We start from the raw sequence: 18,266 nt of genomic DNA, 5'->3' as shown, positions 1-18,266 counted from the left end.
TGTTAAAGAGCGTTGAGCTGCTGCTCAATCGAGGCTGCGTATTCTACATCCCGCCTCGCTGTTGTCAACCACTTTTTTGAAGATTTTTCGAAGCGACTCAAGCGCCTAAAACCGAAATCCCTCAAGACCAAAGTGGCCAACCTCCCCAGGAAGCCGCCGTGGCTGACCCCCTCAGAAGTGGTGCGCATTCTACAGCGAATTCGCACCCTGTCAACCGCTATTTTAAAGAATCTGTAAATCGTCTTTCTCTAAAACTTTCAAGCGGTTAACTCGCTCTCACCACCCCCGCAATCCGGGGCGTGCCTCAAGCGAGATGCGCATTCTACAGACCGCAGATTTCCTGTCAACGGCCTTTTGAAAAAAGTTCGAAAGACCGTAAAAACTCCCTTACTCAGCCGACAATCGTCACCCGGGCGATCTTCTTCTTGCCCGCCTGAATCACACACTGGTCTCCGGCCACAAACATACGATTCCCTTCAAGCTTCTGACCATCTATATAGACAGCACCGCGCTTCAACACATCCTTCGCTGCCGCACCGTTCTTCACCAGACCTGCAAGGCGCAGCACCGAAGCGGTCGGCATTTCCGACTGCCCTTCCAGAGCCACCTCCACTTCCGGCACGTTTTCGGGGATTTCACCCAGGGCAACCCGGTTACCCGCCGATTTGTGGGCACTCTTCGCCGCTTCTTCATCATGGAAGCGCGTAATCAGCTCTTCGGCAAGCACCTTCTTGTAGTCCTGAGGATTCGCGCCACCCTCTACCGCTTTGCGGAAGGTTTCAATTTCAGCCAGAGGACGGAAGCTGAGCAATTCAAAGTAGCGCCAAAGCAGCTCATCGGGCATGGACAACAACTTGGTGTACATCTCGCCCGGCGAGTCATTGACTCCCACATAGTTACCCAGGGACTTGGACATTTTCTGGACACCATCCAGCCCCTCCAGAATCGGAACAGTAATGATGGCCTGCGGCTTCTGACCGTAATGCTTTTGCAGGATGCGGCCCATCAGAAGATTGAATTTCTGGTCGGTGCCCCCCAACTCAACGTCTGCCTCCAGGGCCACCGAGTCGTAGCCCTGCACCAGCGGGTACAGAAACTCGTGAATGGCAATCGGCTGCTCGGCACGATAACGCTTGGTAAAGTCGTCACGCTCAAGCATGCGGGCAACGGTGTACTGACCGGCCAGGCGAATCATATCGGCCGCACCCATCTTGCTCATCCAGTCAGAGTTGAATACCACCCGGGTTTTGGCTGGATCCAGAATTTTGAAGACCTGCTCTTTATAGGTAATCGCATTCTGCTTTACCTCTTCCTCCGTTAAAGGCGGACGGGTGGCGCTTTTACCCGTTGGGTCACCAATCATTCCGGTGAAGTCGCCAATAAGGAAGATCACTTCGTGCCCCAGGTCCTGGAACTGCCGCAGCTTGTTGATCAGCACGGTATGGCCAAGATGAAGATCCGGCGCGGTGGGATCAAAACCGGCCTTGATCCTGAGCGGCCGCCCTTCCTTCAGCTTTTCCACCAGATCCTCTTCCGGTATCAGCTCGTCGATACCCCGTTTGATGATCGCCAGCGCTTCATCGATAGATGCCATGAAAATGTGTCCCCAGTTGAACCCGTCAGACCGAACCCATGCGTGAATTTGCGACACACACCCACGCACTCCGGCAAACTCTTGGTAAAGTATGAGTGGCCAGCTTATGGCCAAGCGAATAAGATAAGGCGCGGGATTATAACAGCCTCCGCCCCGGTTATTCGACCGCTGGCGACAGGCAACCGTAATGTTGAAGCCTGTCCTGAATTTGTCATATACGGTAGTCTGTTGGTCTACAATTAAACAGGCGTGTTAACTAAGCTTCACAACCTGTTGGTGTATCGATCAAAAATGGGTGAGCTCCGTGCTTAACAACTTTTCCAAGACACACATTACGCTGGCTGCGGCGGCCACCGCCATTATTGGCACCGCCGTTCTGATGAGCCCGAGCTCTGATGTTGAAGCCAAACGCATGTCTTATGCCATCGAACTGGATGGCAACGGTTCCATAGAAGGCAGGGATTTGCCCGCACTGGATGAGGGGCATGCACGCTCAGCAAACGACACCCCCGCCGCGGGCCATGAAGGGCAGGCAACCAGACCTGATGCACAAAAAGCCGCTGAACCAGCGGGGCCGAAAATCAACTGGCAAGAGTTTGAGATTGCTTCCGGAGACACCCTTTCCTCGCTGTTCAAACAGGCCGGCTTCAACGACGGCATCATGTTGTCAGTGATCCACGGCGAGGGCGATGCGGAAAATCTGCAAAAGCTCTATGCCGGAGAAACCATTCGCTTTGGCACGAATGGCGATGGCGAACTGGCTGCCATTGAGCTGCAGCGCAGCCTGCTTGAATCCCTGAAGATCACCAAAACCGACCAGGGCTTCCAGGGCGAAACCGTCGTTCGTGAACCGGAAGCACGCCCGGCCTTTGCCTCCGGGGAAATCGACGGTTCACTGTACCTGGCCGCCAAGGAAGCAGGACTGAATGATCGCCTGGCCATGGAAATGGCCGGCATCTTCGGCTGGGAAGTAGACTTTGTATATGACGTTCGCAAGGGTGACCGCTTCGAAGTGGTTTACGAAGAACTCTTTATAGACGGCAAAAAATTCAAAACCGGCCAGATTCTCTCTGCCCGATTCATCAACCGGAACAGTGAACACGTCGCGCTGCTTTATACCGACAGCAATGGCGAGTCCGATTACTACACCCCGGAAGGCAAAAGCATGCGCAAAGCATTCCTGCGCGTTCCGATTAACGCCCGGGTGTCTTCACCTTTCAATCTGCAGCGCCGCCACCCGGTGCTTGACGTAGTTCGTCCCCACGAAGGCACGGACTATGCCGCCCCTCCGGGCACGCCGATCAAAGCAGCCGGCAGCGGCCGGGTGAAATTTGCCGGCTGGAAAGGCGGCTACGGCCGCACCGTGGTACTGCAGCATGGCGACAACATCACTACGCTGTACGCTCACATGCGCGGCATTGCCAAGGGCATTCGCAACGGTACTCGTGTTAAACAAGGCCAGACCATTGGCTATCTGGGCTCATCGGGCATGGTCACCGGCCCGCATCTGCACTATGAATTCCGGGTTAACGGCGTGGCAAAGAACTCCCGCACGGTGAAGCTACCGGACGCAAAGCCCATTCCATCCTCGGAACTGGCCCGGTTCAAACAGTTAACCGAACAGCGTCTGGCCCAGTTCAACGTGTTCCGCGAGACCACTCAGCTGGCACTGGCTGACAACGAATGAGTCAGAGCTACTGGCTTGGCCTGATGTCCGGTACCAGCATGGATGCGGTTGATGCCGTGCTGGTATCCTTTGCCGACCAACAGCTGGACATGCACGCCAGCCTGTCCCTGCCTTATCCGGAGCAGTTACGCTCACGCCTGCTCAATGCCGTACGCAACCACGCGGACCCGGACGAACTTGGCGAGCTTGACACCCTGACCGGCCAACATTTTGCCCAAGCCGCCAATGAGCTGATTGACGCCTCGGGGATAGACCGCAGCAGCATCGAAGCCATTGGCAGCCACGGCCAGACCATCCGTCATCAACCGGCGGGCAGCGCACCATTCTCCATGCAGATCGGCTGCCCCGCGATTATTGCGGAGGCGACCGGCCTTTGCACCGTCGCGGACTTTCGTCGCCGGGACCTGGCAGCGGGCGGCCAGGGTGCCCCTCTGGTACCAGCGTTCCACCAGTGGCTGTTTCGCTCGCCAAACCAGGACCGCTGTATACTGAATCTCGGCGGTATCGCCAACCTGACCTGGCTGCCGGCCGACATCCACCAACCCGTGATCGGTTTTGACACCGGTCCGGCCAATGCGCTGGTCGACGCCTGGTGTTTTGATCAAACCGGCAAACACTATGACCAGAATGGCCAGTGGGCCCGGGAGGGCCAGGTAAACACCGAGCTTCTGGAAGACCTCCAGTCAGACGCTTACTTCGTAAAGCCCGCACCGAAAAGCACTGGCAAGGAACGTTTCAACCTGGACTGGATCAGCACTCACTTGCAACGATTTGACGAGCTGCCCGCCGAAGATGTGCAGAGAACCCTGCTGCAATTGTCCGTCAACTCGATACTCCAGCAACTGCCGGAGCGATCCGGAAATCTGGCCGTCTACGCCTGTGGCGGCGGCACATTCAACGCACTGCTAATGGAAGAGCTGGAGAAAGGATTGCCCGCAGGCATGCTGAAAACCACGGCGGAGATCGGTCTGGACCCACAATGGGTCGAACCGGTGGCCTTTGCCTGGCTGGCCCGACAAACTCTGCTGGGCCTGCCCGGCAACCTGCCATCGGTGACTGGCGCCCGGGGAGCAAGAGTGCTGGGCGCCATTTACCCGGCCTGAGGCCGGCCACCGTCAAGATCAGATAGAAAAAGAACTGCCGCAGCCACAGGTGGCTGTCGCGTTGGGATTCTGGACAACAAACTGGGAGCCCTGCAGCCCCTCCTGATAATCAATGGTGGCACCTACCAGGTACTGGTAACTCATGGCATCCACCAGAAGCTTGACGCCGTCACGTTCAATGACGGTGTCGTCTTCTTCCTGATTCTCATCGAACGAGAAACCATACTGGAAACCGGAACAACCACCGCCTGTGACAAACACACGCAGTTTGAGGTCCGGGTTTTCCTCTTCCTCAACCAGTTCTCGTACTTTGGCCACGGCGTTATCACTGAAGAAAAACGGCGCCGCCATTTGTTGCTGGACTACACTCAAGTTTTGCCTCCGGCAGATTTGATCTGTCGACGATTATGGTATTCCTGACTAAAACAATCAACTATTCGATTGCCCAACCGGCAACAGTTCAGACCATTTCCAGGTTTCATCCAATAAGGGCTCTCCACCACTACGGGCATTCACTTGTAACCGAACCTGCTCCGGGTCAAACCCTTCCGGTAGGCGTAGTTGCCCATCCACGCTCTGAAAATAGCGGAACCGGTACTTGATGCCTCCCTCTTCCACGTCATCAGCCAGTTCGGGCAGTGCCAGAGTCCGGGTTTCCCCTTCACTCCGGCCAATAACCGTCATTTCAATACGACCTGACAGGAAACGGTCATTGTTACCCACCTGGGTGACCACAAGGGAATAATCCCACACCCTGCCATCCCCGGTGGCACGCACACCGAAACTGTCGACCTGAAACCCTTTTTCAGCATCGGAAGGCGCCATGATACTGCGATAAAAACCGAGGTCGGATTCCAGCTCGGCATTGCGCTGCTCCAGGCCGGCAATGGTGGAGCGCGCCTCCGATAACGCCTGGGCATCAACCGCCTGTTCACTTTCCAGCCGGGCTGCCTCCAGGCGAAGCTCATAGTGGCGCTCACGAAGGTCGGCCACTTCCTGCAGCAACCGCTCCTTGTCAGCCTCAACTGAATTCAGGTGCTGTCCCTGTTTCTGCAGCCCCGCCGCGTAACCAGCCAGGCCAGCGGCCAGCGCACAGGCCGATGCCCACAAAATAGTACGCCGGCGGCACTGGTTGGCTTGTGAGCCCGTCGCGGGGCTATGCTGTTCCGTCACTCCCCGGGCCTCAAGGCAACAACGCCGGGGCCTTCAGGCCCAGCGTTTCGTCCAGTCCAAACATCACGTTCATATTCTGAACGGCCTGACCCGCCGCGCCTTTCACCAGGTTATCGATGACCGAGGTGACAATCACGGTTTTGCTGTCTTCCTGGCGATGCAACGCCATGCGGCAATGGTTGGCACCCCGCACACTGCGGGTTTCAGGATGACTGCCAGCAGGCATCACATCCACAAACGGTTCGTCCCGGTACCGATCTTCATACAACCCCTGCAAACGCTCGAAGTCATCTGCAGTCGTCAGCTCGGCATAAAGCGTGGCCTCGATACCGCGAACCATCGGCACCAGATGCGGCACAAACGTTACCCCTACCGGCTGCCCGGCAGCGGCTGCCAGCCCCTGGCGAATCTCCGGCAGGTGGCGATGCCCGGAGGCTCCATACGCCTTGAAGCTTTCGCCGACCTCGCCGTGCAACATGCCGATTTTACCCTGACGGCCGGCGCCACTGGCGCCGGACTTGCCATCGGCAATCAGCCGGCTGGCATCCACCAATCCCGATTCCAGCAACGGCAGGAAGCCAAGCTGAATAGCGGTTGGGTAACACCCTGGGTTGGCCACCAGTTGAGCCTGCCGAATGGCATTGCGAGCCACTTCCGGCAAGCCGTACACTGCATTGGCGGCCCACTCCGGTGCTTCATGGGGCATGCCATACCAGCGGGCCCAGGTGTCCAGGTCCTTGATGCGGAAATCGGCGGACAGATCCACCACCCGCACTCCGGCAGCCATCAGCTCCGGCACCATGCGCATGGCCACGCCATGGGGCGTGGCGAAAAACACCAGATCGCAGCCGGCCAAAACGGCCGGATCCGGCTCGGAAAAGGCCAAATCAAAATGCCCGCGCAGGTTGGGGTACATATCGGCCACCGGCACCCCGGCCTCTGAGCGCGAGGTAATGCACTGCACCTGAGCTTCCGGGTGTACCGCCAGTATACGAAGCAGCTCAACACCGGTGTAACCGGTACCGCCGACAATGCCTATCTTGATCACTGTTCTCTCCAACCTGTCTGTCTACGTGGTAAAACCAGAATTTGCGACTAGTTTAGCATGTTAAGGCAATGACTTATTGCACCCTTGCAGGGCAGGGCTACAATGGGCCGGAAGCTGTCTGTACCGCCCGCCAACGTAACCGGAAGCTCGCATTCATGCGCAACATCAGGCAACAGTTCACCGAAAACCTGATCCCCGTTTTCCGGCGCAAGCTCTCCGGAGTGGACGCTCTGCCACAGCTGGCAATCCTTGGTCTTCTCTCCGGACTGGTAACCGGCGGGGTGATCCTGCTTTTTCGCCTGGCCATCGAGTGGCCACTGGAATACTTCCTGCCCGGCAACAGTTCGGAGAACTTTGAACAGCTTGATCTGCTGACCCGGGGGCTTCTGCCGCTGGCTGGCGCTATCGGCCTGGGCATCCTGTTACATCGGCTGTCCGTGCATCACCGCAAGGTGGGCGTGGTGCACATTATGGAGCGCTTGAACTATCACCAGGGTTACATTTCCTTCAAAAGTGCCATGGTGCAATTTGTTGCCGGCGTGACCACCGTGGTCACCGGTCAGTCTGCCGGCCGTGAAGGCCCGGCGGTGCACCTGGGCGCCGCCTTTTCCAGCCTGCTGGGCCAGCGCATGCGCCTGCCCAATAACAGCATTCGCACCCTGGTCGCCTGTGGCTGTGCCGCCGCCATTTCCGCATCCTTCAACACTCCGATTTCCGGCGTCATCTTCGCCATGGAAGTGGTGATGATGGAATACACCATCGCTGGCTTCACCCCCATCATTCTGGCGGCGGTTAGTGCCGCAGTGGTCACCCAGGCGGTTTACGGATCGGAGCCGGCCTTCAGCGTACCGGCCCTGACCATGAACTCCCTTCTGGAGATTCCCTGGATACTGGTGATTGCGGTCATCATTGGCATCGCTGCCGCCGGGTTTATCCACCTGGTTGATCGCATGGGCCGTTACAGCCATCGACCAGTGCTGCTGCGGATCACCGTCGCCGGACTGTTGATGGTACCGTTTGCCCTGGCGGTACCCGAAACCATGGGCATCGGCTACGACACCGTGAGCGATACCATCCATGGTGAGCTCGGCTTCTGGCTGCTGCTGGGCGTGGGCATCGCCAAGCTGGTTGTAACCGCCATGACCATCGGTCTGGGCATGCCCAGCGGCGTGATTGGCCCAACCATTTTCATGGGCGCCACCCTGGGCGGAGCGATGGGGCTGGTTGGCGCTCAGATACTCCCGGAGCACGCCTCTTCGGTAGGCTTCTACGCCATGTTGGGCATGGGCGCGATGATGGGGGCCATTCTGCAGGCCCCTCTTGCAGCCCTGATGGCCCTCATGGAGCTGACCCGCAACCCCAATATTATCCTGCCGGGCATGCTGATCATCACTACCGCCAGCCTGGTCACCAGCGAGGCCTTCGGCAAAAAGTCACTGTTCCTGACGATCCTGAAAAACCAGGGACTGAGCTACCAGAACTCGCCGGTGATCCAGGCCCTGCGCCGGGTTTCCGTCGGCGCCATCATGGACCGCAGCATCATGCGCTCCGACCGGCAACTGACAGTGGAGGAAGCGCGGAAGGCCTTGAAAGCCGAACCCAAGTGGATCCTGATTGAGGGCGAGCAGGGGCCGACGGCTTTGCTACCCGCGGTCGACCTGGCCCGTTACCTGGAAGATTGCGAGAAAGAAAGCAAAGAGGAAGGCAAAGAACCACCCACCGAGGTAGACTTGCTGGCCATTCCGGCCAACCGGCGTGATCTGGCCCCGGTCCAGTACCAGGCCACCCTGGAAGAGGCCCTGAACGAATTCGACAGTACCCGGGCCGAGGCGCTCTACGTACAAAGACACGTCGCACCGATGATCCAGCGCGTGTACGGCGTGGTACTTAAATCCGATATCGAGAGTTACTACCAATACCGACGGAGCTGATACATGCTTTGGGTGAAAGCCTTCCACATTATTTCCATGGTCTGCTGGTTTGCCGGCATTTTCTATCTACCGCGTCTGTTCGTTTATCACGCCGCCTGTGAAGACCAGCCCGGCCGTGAGCGCTTCAAAATCATGGAGCGCAAGCTCTACCGCGGTATCACTACCCCCTCGATGATCGCCACCGTCATTTTTGGCGTCTGGCTGATCAGTTACAATGTCTCCGGTTATTTCAGCCAGGGCTGGCTGCACGTCAAACTGTTACTGGTCGGCATCCTGATTGCCTACCATTTTTACTGCGGCCACCTGGTGAAGGTATTCCGGGATGACAGGAACACCCGAAGCCACGTGTTCTACCGCTGGTTCAACGAACTGCCGGTATTGATTCTGCTGGCCGTTGTCATCCTGGCGGTTGTCAGACCTTTCTGAGGAGGCTCGTCATTAACAAGCATTTTACCCGCCCCCATGTTCTGGTGCTGTCCGGGCTTGATCCGTCCGGTGGCGCCGGCATCCAGGCCGACATTCAGGCCATCACATCACTCGGCGCACACCCATTGCCGTTACTCAGCTGCCTGACGGTACAGGACACCAGCAATGTGGAAGGCGCCGAGGCCGTGGCGCCGGAGCTGATCCGCCGGCAACTGGCCTGCCTGGCGCACGACGTGCCGATTCATGCGGTAAAAACCGGCGCCCTGGGCAATGCCGAGGTGGTCGAGGTGTTGATGGAGTTTCTGGACAGCCACCCGCAGCTGCCGGTGATTGTCGACCCGGTGATCAAAGCCGCGGGCGGTGGTGAGCTGGCCGACGAGCAACTGATCAAGGCCATGAAAACCCGGCTGTTCCCCCGCGCCGAGATGATCACGCCCAACGGCGAGGAACTGGCCCTGCTGGGTGGCAGCGATGACAGCGCCACCGCCGCCGGCAACCTGATGCGTGGCGGGTGCGAGTCGGTACTGGCCACTGGCGGCCACGGCACCGGCATTCACATCATCAACACCCTGTACAACCATGCCCCTGAGCCGATGGTCTGGGAAGTTGAGCGTGTGGGCAGCAACGAATACCATGGCACTGGCTGCACGCTGGCTGCTGCCATATCGGCCGGTCGGGCCTGTGGCCTGTCACCAAGGGCGGCCATATCCCAGGCCCAGAATTACGTGCATCGTACCCTGCTGCATGCGCTGCAAGTCGGCAAGGGCCAACTGGTTCCGGACCGGGGCATATTGTGGGAACGCTGAAGCCCGGCCTGTATGCCATTACCGATGACAGGCTGACACCACCGGACAGGCTATTGGCATCGGTTGCTGCGGCTCTGAGCGGCGGTGCCGTGTTGGTGCAATACCGCAGCAAGACCGCCACGCAAGCCGAACGACTGCGCCAGGCCAGTGACCTGGCAGCCCTGTGCCAGGACGCTGGCGTTCCGTTACTGATTAACGACGACCCGGCCCTGGCCCAGCGGGTGAATGCCAGTGGCGTGCATCTGGGGCAAGACGATTGCAGCCTGCAGGAAGCCAGAAAACGGCTGGGGGACCAAGCCATCATTGGTATCACCTGCCATCACCGGCTGGACCTGGCCCGGGAAGCGGCCGACAATGGAGCCAGTTACCTGGCTTTTGGCCGGTTTTTCAACTCAGGCACCAAACCCGGTGCGCCCGCCGCCCAGCCTTCAGTGCTGACTCAGGGCCGGGCGTTCGGGCTGCCAGTAACCGCCATTGGCGGCATCACAGCAGATAATGCCGAGCCACTGATCAAAGCCGGTGCCGATTTGCTGGCCGTGGTGGGTGGCCTCTTCGGGGGTACGGACAACGACATCGAACAGCGGGCCCGACAGCTGACGGGCCTGTTCGCCAAACATCACCCCTTGTTTAAAATTCCAGACTGACAGGAGTTACCGTGAGCCATTCAGAAACACTGTTTGAACAGGCACAAAAGTACATCCCCGGCGGGGTCAACTCCCCGGTTCGTGCATTCAAGGGCGTGGGCGGCACTCCGCTGTTCTTCAAACACGCCGAGGGCGCCTATCTTTTTGATGAGGACGACCAGCGCTTCGTCGATTATGTTGGCTCCTGGGGCCCGATGATTCTCGGCCACTCGGACCCTCGCATCAAACAGGCACTGCATGCACAGGTCGATCTGGGTATCGGCTACGGCGCGCCTACCGCCATCGAAACCGAAATGGCCAAGAAGGTCTGCGAACTGGTGCCGTCCATTGATCTCGTGCGCATGGTCAACTCCGGCACCGAGGCCACCATGAGCGCTATCCGACTGGCCCGTGGCTACACCGGTCGGGACAAGATCGTGAAATTCGAGGGCTGCTACCACGGCCATGTGGATTCACTGCTGGTCAAAGCCGGTTCCGGCGCCCTGACCCTGGGCGTGCCCAACTCACCGGGTATTCCCGCCAGCCTGGCCGAGCACACCATTACGCTGAACTACAACGACATTGACGGGGTTCGGGAAACGTTCAAGGACATTGGCGATCAGGTGGCCGCGATCATCGTTGAGCCGGTAGCCGGCAACATGAACTGCATCCCACCGGTACCCGGTTTCCTGGAGGGACTGCGCGAGGTGTGCGACGAGCACGGTACCGTACTGATTTTCGACGAAGTAATGACCGGTTTCCGGGTCTCCCTCGGCGGTGCCCAGGGCCTGTACGGAGTCACTCCGGATCTGACGGCATTGGGCAAGGTTATCGGTGGCGGCCTGCCGGTTGGTGCCTTCGGTGGCAAGCGGGAAATCATGGAGCACATCTCGCCGCTGGGCCCGGTTTATCAGGCAGGCACCCTGAGCGGTAACCCGCTGGCCATGACTGCCGGCCTGACCACGCTCAACGCCATCTCCGAGCCAGGCTTCCACGACGCCCTGGCCGCCAAGACCCGCAAGCTGACCGAAGGACTAAAGCAGGCTGCGGATGAGGCAGGCATTCCAATGACGGTACAGAGTGCCGGCGCCATGTTTGGCCTGTTCTTCACCGAAGCCGAGACGGTCAGCAGTTTCGAGCAGGTCATGGCCTGCGATGCCGAGCGCTTCAAACAGTTCTTCCAGGGCATGCTGAAGGAAGGCATTTACCTGGCGCCGTCAGCCTTCGAAGCCGGCTTTGTCTGTGCAGCGCTGTCCGATGAGGATATTGCCGAGACCATTGCCGCCGCAAAGAAGGTCATGGCTACGCTGTGATTATCCTGCGGAGCACGGTGCTCCGCGCAAACAGGCGGGTAGGCCTTTCCAGAACACGCTCCTTGCGGCACCTCCCTGTGTCGCTTGAGCTCCGCCATCCCTGGCTCCGCACAGTTCTTGAAAGGCCTACCCGCCTGTTTGCTACCCCACTGTTTAAAATGACCTACAAAGCCCTCGCCCGCGCCTCAGCCTGGTCCGCCCCGGCCACATTACCCCGTGCCCGGCGAATATCCGCCAGCAACCTCCAACCTGATCGCTGCATGGATTCGTTGTTTCCCGCCAGCGACAGCCCCTTCAAGGTAAACTGCTCCGCCGTGCCAAGGTTATCGCTTCTCACATAAGCCTCCGCCAATTTGAAGTAGACCTCTGCGGATCTGGGCGCAATGCGCTGTGCGCGCTCCAGGCTGGCAATGGCACCGGCTGTATTACCCTGTTGCAAACGCCGGTCACCCTCGCGCACCAGCGACAGAGCAGCTGCGGGCAACTGCGAACCCGTTTCGCTGTAGCTGGGTGACCGGCGCTCATCCTCCCGGGGGTCTTCGTCTTGCTGTGGCTGCTCGCTTTTGCGCCAGACTTTTTCCTCCGCCTCATCTTTCCCGGCGTCTGTCCTGGGCGGCTCCGGCGCACGGGTACGGTCATCGCCGCCCATCGGCGCGTAAATCCCGTCACCGCCGGGGCCGGTGGCACAACCACCAAGCACCAGCAGAAATGCCAGCGCACCGGCACGGAATGCGATCTGTCTATTCATCATTGAAACAATCCTTCAAACCAACTGCGTATCTGGCCACCAATATTGCCTTCACACTCAACACGCTGTTCAGGCTCACTGCCGGCAATAAACGGCACGAGGCGGGCATTGTCGCAGTATTCGTTGGTTAATGCTGCCCGCTCACTGTCTACCCAGTGATAGTTCACGCCATCGGGCACCACGGGTGAAAACCCGTACTGAGGTACTGCCGACATCATTGAAGCCCAGACCGGCAGGGCACCGGTTGCCCCTGTCAGAGCAGTCGGGCCGTTGTCATCCCGCCCCACCCAGGCCACGGCCAGCAGGTTATCACTGAACCCGGCGAACCAGGCATCCCGGCCGTCGTCCGTGGTGCCGGTTTTACCCGCCAGGCTCAGACTATCCGGGAGCCAGTTGTAGGCGGAACGGCCGGTGCCCTCCTGCATGGTTTCCTGCATGGCGTATTGCACCAGGTGCACGGCAGCAGCGTCTGCCACCTGGCGGACTTCAAGGTTGTACCGTGACAGACGTTCATTATCAGAACTGGTCACGTCACGGATCGTTCTGAGCGGGGTGTTGAATCCACCGGTTGCCAGCCCCTGATAGACCTGCGCTACCTCCACCGGTGTGAGTGCCGGTGTACCCAGCAGCATGGAAGGAAAATCCGGTATCGCGCCCTGCGCACCAAACGCCCGCAGTGTTTCCTGTACCCGCGGAATCCCCACATCCAGGCCCACCCTGACCACCGGCAGGTTGTAGGAATGGGACAAGGCCCGGTGCAGGGGCACTTCACCACGTTGTTTGCCATCGTAATTGGATGGCTGCCAGCGCCTGCCATCATCAAACTCCAGGGCAAAAGCCCGATCCTGCACCGGCGTTACCAGGGTGTACCGGTCCGGCTGCTGCAGGGCGGTCAGATAAACAAACGGCTTGATCAGCGAACCTATGGGCCTGCGCGCATCCAGAGCACGGTTGAAGCCGGCAAACTGCGGGTCTTTACCGCCCACCAGCGCCAGCACTTCGCCACTGTCTTTGGTGGTGACGACCAGTGCAGCTTCCAGTGAATCGTTACCGGTTATTCTCGGCAGTTGCTCCCGCACCGTTTTTTCAGCCACCTCCTGCTGTGTCGGGTTCAGGGTGGTGAATATGCGCAGTCCCTCGCTTTGCAGATCCTCCTCCCGGTAATCCCGGGCCAGATGCCGGCGCACCAGATCGATGAATGCCGGATACCTGTTTTCGGAGAACGAAGGGCGTGGTGTCACGCCCAGACCACTGCCCCTGGCGGCACTGGCTTCGGCCTGGCTCAGAAGCCCCGCCTGCTGCATCTGCCCGATCACCAGGTTGCGCCTTTCGGTGGCACGCCCCGGATTACGCCGTGGGTTGTAGTAACTGGGCCCTTTCACCATCGCCACCAGCAGAGCGATCTGGTGCGCTGCCAGATCATTCAGCGATTCGCCAAAATAGAACTGGCTGGCCAGGCCAAAACCATGAATGCTGCGATTGCCGGCCTGCCCCAGGTAAACCTCATTCAGATAGGTCTCCAGGATGTCGTTCTTGTCATAGTGCAGTTCGAGCAGGATCGACATCAGGGCCTCGTTGGCCTTGCGCACGAGGGTCTGTTCACGGGTCAGGAAAAAGTTCTTCACCAGTTGCTGGGTCAGGGTGCTGCCGCCCTGGACAATCCCCCCGGCCTTGAGGTTCGCCACCATGGCACGGGCAATGGCGGTTGGCGCCACACCGAAATGGTCGTAGAAGTCCCGGTCTTCCACCACCAGCAAGGTGGCCAGCAACTCCCGGGGCACATCCTCCAGCTGCACCAGCACTCGGTCTTCGCGGTGCTCGGGATAAATACCGCCGATATGGGCAGGCTCCAGCCGGACAATGGATGACCGCTGCCCCTCCAGAACGGACATCGACCGCACTTGTCCATCCCCAAGCGTTAACCGCAAACGCCGGCGCGCTTCATGACCATCGGGAAACTCAAAACCGCGAGTGTTGATGACAAATTCCCGACCGCTGCGCCGGTAGGTGCCCGCACGCCGGCCATCACCCTGTCGGTAACCGGCCAGTTCCAGCTCCCGTGCCAGCGCCGATGCGCTCACGCTTGCGCCTTCGTACAACTCCAGTGGTCGGGCATACACCCGGGATGGCACCTCGAAACGCCGGCCTTCAAAGCGGGAGGTCACCTGGGCGTCCAGGTACACCATCCAGCCCGCCAGCAGGAACACCGCCAGCAGACCGGTACGTAACAGTAACCTGAGCAACGTGCGCCCGGCTGCGGGTTTACGGCCGGATTTTCTTTTCTTGGGGGAGCGGGATCGAGTCATGAACGGGATTATAACGAACCGGGCAGGCCCTGAGGCATGTCTGTTCTGTGTTATTTCTGTAATCAGCCGGCTATAGTAGGCCGATAAAAATCAACAGGTTCAGATAACCAGGAGCACATGAGTGAGCGCCAACGCCGAAGCAACATTGATCCAGGCCCTGCAGAATCCGGCTTTGTTCGACCACCCGGTAGACAATTTCCGGGTTATCGAAACCCACATCTCCCAGGTCATCCTGACAGGCGAGTACGCCTACAAGATTAAAAAACCGATGGATTTCGGCTTTCTGGATTTTTCCACCCTCGAGCGCCGGAAGCATTTCTGCGAAGAAGAGTTGCGCCTGAACCAGCGGCTGGCACCACAGCTTTATCTGGAAGTACTGCCCATTACCGGCTCGCCGGAACAACCAATGCTCGGCGGCAGCGGCGAACCGTTCGAGTACGCCATCAAAATGCGCCAGTTTGAGCAGGCCGAGCTGTTCGACAAGCGGCAGGAACGCGGTGAACTGCCCCCGGAACTATTGACCGACCTGGCCCGCCAGGCGGCACAGTTCCACGACAGCCTGCCGCCCATCGCCGATGACAAACCGCTGGGCACCCCGGAAGCGGTCTTCGCCGCCATGCAGGAAAACTTCGACCAGATTCGCCCGTTACTGGATGACACGTCTCTGCTCAGGCAACTGGACAACCTCGAAGAATGGACCAGCACCACCTTCGAGCGTCAGCGGGATCTGATCGCCGACCGGCGGGCCAACGGCATGGTGCGCGAATGCCACGGGGACCTGCACCTGGCGAACATTACCGTATTCGACGGCCGGGTAACCGTTTTTGACTGCATCGAATTCAGCGAACCTTTCCGCTACATTGATGTGATCAACGATCTGGCGTTTCTGTTGATGGATCTGGAATCCCGCAACGAGCCGGGGCTGGCCAACCTGGTGCTCAATACCTACCTGGAATACCGGGGTGATTTCGAAGGCCTGGCTCTGCTGCCACTGTACAAGGCCTATCGCGCCATGGTGCGGGCCAAAATTGCCCTGTTCACCATGGGCAATCCGGGCCTGAGTGACGAAGAAAAAGCCGGCCTGATGCAGAGCTATCGCACCTATGCCCAACTAGCCGATGACAGTGAGGCGATCCCCAACCGTTACCTGCTGGCCACCACCGGCCTGTCCGCCAGCGGCAAAACCTGTGTCAGTGCCGCCATGGCCCAGCAACTGAACCTGATCCGCCTGCGCTCGGATGTTGAGCGCAAGCGCCTGCATGGCCTTGCACCGCTTGCAAACAGTAAATCCGGCCTGGGCACCGACCTCTACAGCGCCGAAGCCACCCGGAAAACCTATCAGGCGCTGGCAGACCGGGCAGGCCAACTGCTGGCCAGCGGCCAATCGGTGATTATCGACGCCGCCTGCCTGAAGCACGAAGAGCGGACCCTGTTTGCCGAAGTGGCAGAAAGCCAGGGGGTGCCCTTCCTGCTGTTACACTGCGAGGCACCGGAAAATCTGCGCCGGCAGTGGATCCGCGAGCGCAAGGGCGATGCCTCGGAAGCCACCGAGGAACTGCTGGATGCCCAGCAAAGCTGGTTTGAACCACTGTCGGCCGAAGAAAAAAGCCACACCATCCACCTGCACACCGATCAGGAGCATGTGGCCGAGGCCGTGGCCGACCGCATCCGCCGGCACCTGGGGCTGCCGGAGCATAACGGCTGAAGGCCGGGACAAACACCACAGGTAGGGAGCAGACCATGGACGAATTTCACGAGCACGAACTGCACACCATTGATCACCCGTTGTACGAGATACTGCGCAACGAAGAGGTCAAAAAATTTAACCAGCAAAAGGCGGAATTGGCTGAGCTGCCGAGCTTCGCCCACGGCGACTTCCGGGGCCTGGACCTGCGAGGACTGGATGCCACCGGCCTGGACTTCCGCCACGCCTATTTCCGGGGCGCCGACTTGCGCGGTATCGACTTCTCCCGCAGTCGCATGGAAGGCTCCAGCATTGCCAGCGCCAAGATCTCCGGCTGCTATTTTCCGCACCGGCTGGAAGCCGATGAGATCGTCATGTCCCTGAACCATGGCACACGCATGCGCTACGCCATTCTGCCCAAGCCACCGGCAGGCGGCTGACCACCGGGGTCAGGGCACCAGATTGACCGGCACTGGCTCTCCCAGGGCCAGCCGGCCAGTGGGGTCACCGCCATCGCTGGCAAGCTCTGCCCGGTAAGCAACCACTTCCACACCGGCTTCAACCGCCTCACGCAACAACTGGCCGTACCGGGCGTCAATATGATCAGCCGGTCGCACTTCCTCGATGGCGGTGTGGTTTACCACGAAAAACAAGACTGCCCGGTCGCCCCTGGCCACTTGGGCCATCAGTTCCCGGAGATGCTTCTGCCCCCGGGTGGTGACGGCATCCGGGAAAAAGCCCTCGTGCCCCTCCGCCAATGTCACGTTCTTCACTTCCACCCAGGCATCCGGCTGACTCGGGTGGCCAGACAGTAACAGGTCAATCCGGCTTTTCTCCTCGCCATAACGCACTTCACTGCGGCAACCATCGTAACCGGCGAGCTCCGGCACCCGCCCCGCCTCAATAGCCTCTCGTGCCTGGGCATTGGGTCTGGCCGTATTGACACACGCAAGCTGGCCGGGTCCGGTTTCCACCAGTTCCCAGGTGTACTTGAGTTTGCGCTTGGGGTTGTTGCTGTCGCTCAGCCACACCCGTGCATTTTCCGGCTGGCAGCCGAGCATGGAGCCGGTGTTCGGGCAATGGGCCGTCACCTCCGTGCCATCGGGCAGCCGCACATCGGCCAGAAAGCGTTTATAGCGGCGAATCAGCCGCCCCTGTAGCAATGGTTCGGGAAAGTTCATCTTGTCTCCACTAAAGTCAGCATCACAAAGCTGGCACCCTCGTGACTTATCTGCTATTTTCCGCCAATTCCCGTTTCAGGACGAATGCTTTATTCAGGGTAAACCGCGCATGGCAGCATCGGCGCGGTGAAGCAAAGCGTTCTTGTGAAGTACAAACAAGAGGCCGGGTTACATGGCAAACACTGCAGAACATCCACGCGAACGTTTTACCGACTTCACCCCTTATGAAATGAAGAAGGGTGAAGAGTACATGAGTGCGGAGATGCTCCAGCACTTCAAGGACCTGCTGATGAAATGGAAGCAGGAACTGATGGAAGAAGTCGACCGCACCATGCACCACATGCAGGAAGATGCGGCAAATTACGCGGATCCCAGCGACCGCGCAACCCAGGAAGAGGAATTCAGCCTGGAGCTGCGCACCCGTGACCGCGAGCGCAAGCTGATCAAGAAAATCGACAAGACCATCGACCGCATCGACAAAGACGATTACGGCTTCTGCGACCAGTGCGGCGTGGAAATCGGTATCCGTCGCCTGGAGGCCCGTCCGACGGCCACCCTGTGCATCGATTGCAAAACCCTGGCGGAAATCCGCGAGCGCCAGACCGGCATCTGATCCCACCGCAGCCGGCTGCCAGTGCGGCCG

Annotated in this window: 17 protein-coding genes; 10 read left to right on the top strand and 7 right to left on the bottom strand. The window is 59.3% G+C overall.

The window, feature by feature from the left end; all coding sequences use genetic code 11:
* Positions 1 to 391: 391 nt before the first annotated feature.
* Entirely contained in the window at positions 392 to 1,594 is a 1,203-nt protein-coding gene (gene tyrS, locus BMZ63_RS14175) for a tyrosine--tRNA ligase (RefSeq protein WP_091706506.1), read from the bottom strand.
* A gap of 304 nt (positions 1,595 to 1,898) precedes the next feature.
* Between tyrS and BMZ63_RS14170 the strand changes: the two genes are divergently transcribed.
* Positions 1,899 to 3,281 (top strand): OapA family protein, encoded by a 1,383-nt coding sequence (locus tag BMZ63_RS14170; RefSeq protein ID WP_091706504.1) that lies wholly within the window; start codon positions 1,899 to 1,901, stop codon positions 3,279 to 3,281.
* A complete protein-coding gene (locus BMZ63_RS14165) occupies positions 3,278 to 4,384 on the top strand; it encodes an anhydro-N-acetylmuramic acid kinase (protein WP_091706502.1) in 1,107 nt (368 codons plus the stop codon). The genes BMZ63_RS14170 and BMZ63_RS14165 overlap by 4 nt, the downstream gene beginning before the upstream one ends.
* An 18-nt stretch (positions 4,385 to 4,402) precedes the next feature.
* On the opposite strand, the gene erpA is transcribed toward BMZ63_RS14165, so the two are convergent.
* From erpA to argC, 3 genes are all read right to left on the bottom strand, one after another.
* Positions 4,403 to 4,735: an iron-sulfur cluster insertion protein ErpA gene (erpA, locus tag BMZ63_RS14160; RefSeq protein ID WP_177187096.1), complete on the bottom strand. Its 333-nt coding sequence runs from the start codon at positions 4,733 to 4,735 to the stop codon at positions 4,403 to 4,405.
* A gap of 78 nt (positions 4,736 to 4,813) precedes the next feature.
* Positions 4,814 to 5,494: a DUF6776 family protein gene (locus tag BMZ63_RS14155; RefSeq protein ID WP_091706498.1), complete on the bottom strand. Its 681-nt coding sequence runs from the start codon at positions 5,492 to 5,494 to the stop codon at positions 4,814 to 4,816.
* A gap of 73 nt (positions 5,495 to 5,567) precedes the next feature.
* The gene (argC, locus tag BMZ63_RS14150; protein ID WP_091706496.1) at positions 5,568 to 6,605 is read right to left on the bottom strand and encodes an N-acetyl-gamma-glutamyl-phosphate reductase; all 1,038 of its coding nucleotides are present in this window, start codon (positions 6,603 to 6,605) and stop codon (positions 5,568 to 5,570) included.
* A gap of 155 nt (positions 6,606 to 6,760) precedes the next feature.
* On the opposite strand from argC, the gene BMZ63_RS14145 reads away from it, so the two are divergent.
* Genes BMZ63_RS14145 through hemL form a run of 5 tightly spaced genes read left to right on the top strand, consistent with a single transcriptional unit; the run spans position 6,761 to position 11,704 of the window.
* Positions 6,761 to 8,536: a chloride channel protein gene (locus tag BMZ63_RS14145; RefSeq protein WP_091706494.1), complete on the top strand. Its 1,776-nt coding sequence runs from the start codon at positions 6,761 to 6,763 to the stop codon at positions 8,534 to 8,536.
* A gap of 3 nt (positions 8,537 to 8,539) precedes the next feature.
* Positions 8,540 to 8,962 carry a protoporphyrinogen oxidase HemJ gene (hemJ, locus tag BMZ63_RS14140; protein ID WP_091706493.1) on the top strand — a complete coding sequence of 141 codons (423 nt, stop codon included), beginning with the start codon at positions 8,540 to 8,542 and terminating at the stop codon, positions 8,960 to 8,962.
* Positions 8,963 to 9,006: 44 nt separating this feature from the next.
* Positions 9,007 to 9,768: a bifunctional hydroxymethylpyrimidine kinase/phosphomethylpyrimidine kinase gene (gene thiD, locus BMZ63_RS14135; protein ID WP_091706491.1), complete on the top strand. Its 762-nt coding sequence runs from the start codon at positions 9,007 to 9,009 to the stop codon at positions 9,766 to 9,768.
* A complete protein-coding gene (gene thiE / locus BMZ63_RS14130; RefSeq protein WP_177187095.1) occupies positions 9,756 to 10,412 on the top strand; it encodes a thiamine phosphate synthase in 657 nt (218 codons plus the stop codon). The genes thiD and thiE overlap by 13 nt, the downstream gene beginning before the upstream one ends.
* Positions 10,413 to 10,423: 11 nt before the next feature.
* Positions 10,424 to 11,704 carry a glutamate-1-semialdehyde 2,1-aminomutase gene (gene hemL, locus BMZ63_RS14125; RefSeq protein WP_091706488.1) on the top strand — a complete coding sequence of 427 codons (1,281 nt, stop codon included), beginning with the start codon at positions 10,424 to 10,426 and terminating at the stop codon, positions 11,702 to 11,704.
* Between the two features lie 163 nt (positions 11,705 to 11,867).
* Here hemL and BMZ63_RS14120 read toward each other — a convergent pair whose 3' ends face one another.
* On the bottom strand, positions 11,868 to 12,452 hold the full coding sequence (locus BMZ63_RS14120; RefSeq protein ID WP_091706515.1) for a tetratricopeptide repeat protein: 585 nt from the start codon (positions 12,450 to 12,452) through the stop codon (positions 11,868 to 11,870).
* Complete coding sequence (gene mrcB / locus BMZ63_RS14115) at positions 12,452 to 14,758, bottom strand: penicillin-binding protein 1B (RefSeq protein WP_091706486.1); 2,307 nt, start codon at positions 14,756 to 14,758, stop codon at positions 12,452 to 12,454. The genes BMZ63_RS14120 and mrcB overlap by 1 nt, the downstream gene beginning before the upstream one ends.
* Before the next feature lie 121 nt (positions 14,759 to 14,879).
* Between mrcB and BMZ63_RS14110 the strand changes: the two genes are divergently transcribed.
* The gene (locus tag BMZ63_RS14110; RefSeq protein ID WP_091706485.1) at positions 14,880 to 16,463 is read left to right on the top strand and encodes a bifunctional aminoglycoside phosphotransferase/ATP-binding protein; all 1,584 of its coding nucleotides are present in this window, start codon (positions 14,880 to 14,882) and stop codon (positions 16,461 to 16,463) included.
* A gap of 35 nt (positions 16,464 to 16,498) precedes the next feature.
* A complete protein-coding gene (locus BMZ63_RS14105; protein WP_091706483.1) occupies positions 16,499 to 16,882 on the top strand; it encodes a pentapeptide repeat-containing protein in 384 nt (127 codons plus the stop codon).
* Between the two features lie 9 nt (positions 16,883 to 16,891).
* On the opposite strand, the gene sfsA is transcribed toward BMZ63_RS14105, so the two are convergent.
* Entirely contained in the window at positions 16,892 to 17,623 is a 732-nt protein-coding gene (sfsA, locus tag BMZ63_RS14100) for a DNA/RNA nuclease SfsA (RefSeq protein WP_091706481.1), read from the bottom strand.
* Positions 17,624 to 17,795: 172 nt separating this feature from the next.
* On the opposite strand from sfsA, the gene dksA reads away from it, so the two are divergent.
* Positions 17,796 to 18,236 carry an RNA polymerase-binding protein DksA gene (gene dksA / locus BMZ63_RS14095; RefSeq protein ID WP_091706479.1) on the top strand — a complete coding sequence of 147 codons (441 nt, stop codon included), beginning with the start codon at positions 17,796 to 17,798 and terminating at the stop codon, positions 18,234 to 18,236.
* Positions 18,237 to 18,266 lie beyond the last annotated feature (30 nt).

It is taken from the genome of Marinobacter persicus (assembly GCF_900114155.1).
Classification (GTDB): domain Bacteria; phylum Pseudomonadota; class Gammaproteobacteria; order Pseudomonadales; family Oleiphilaceae; genus Marinobacter; species Marinobacter persicus.
Note: the sequence above shows the minus strand (reverse complement) of the source record. Positions and strands in the feature narration are given on the sequence as shown.

What these genes read in the sequence shown, in the direction of transcription:
- tyrS (WP_091706506.1), bottom strand. Translation starts at nt 1,594, where the DNA reads ATGGCATCTATCGATGAAGCGCTGGCGATCATCAAACGGGGTATCGAC.
- BMZ63_RS14165 (WP_091706502.1), top strand. Translation starts at nt 3,278, where the DNA reads ATGAGTCAGAGCTACTGGCTTGGCCTGATGTCCGGTACCAGCATGGAT.
- erpA (WP_177187096.1), bottom strand. Translation starts at nt 4,735, where the DNA reads ATGGCGGCGCCGTTTTTCTTCAGTGATAACGCCGTGGCCAAAGTACGA.
- BMZ63_RS14145 (WP_091706494.1), top strand. Translation starts at nt 6,761, where the DNA reads ATGCGCAACATCAGGCAACAGTTCACCGAAAACCTGATCCCCGTTTTC.
- hemJ (WP_091706493.1), top strand. Translation starts at nt 8,540, where the DNA reads ATGCTTTGGGTGAAAGCCTTCCACATTATTTCCATGGTCTGCTGGTTT.
- BMZ63_RS14120 (WP_091706515.1), bottom strand. Translation starts at nt 12,452, where the DNA reads ATGAATAGACAGATCGCATTCCGTGCCGGTGCGCTGGCATTTCTGCTG.
- mrcB (WP_091706486.1), bottom strand. Translation starts at nt 14,758, where the DNA reads ATGACTCGATCCCGCTCCCCCAAGAAAAGAAAATCCGGCCGTAAACCC.
- BMZ63_RS14105 (WP_091706483.1), top strand. Translation starts at nt 16,499, where the DNA reads ATGGACGAATTTCACGAGCACGAACTGCACACCATTGATCACCCGTTG.
- sfsA (WP_091706481.1), bottom strand. Translation starts at nt 17,623, where the DNA reads ATGAACTTTCCCGAACCATTGCTACAGGGGCGGCTGATTCGCCGCTAT.
- dksA (WP_091706479.1), top strand. Translation starts at nt 17,796, where the DNA reads ATGGCAAACACTGCAGAACATCCACGCGAACGTTTTACCGACTTCACC.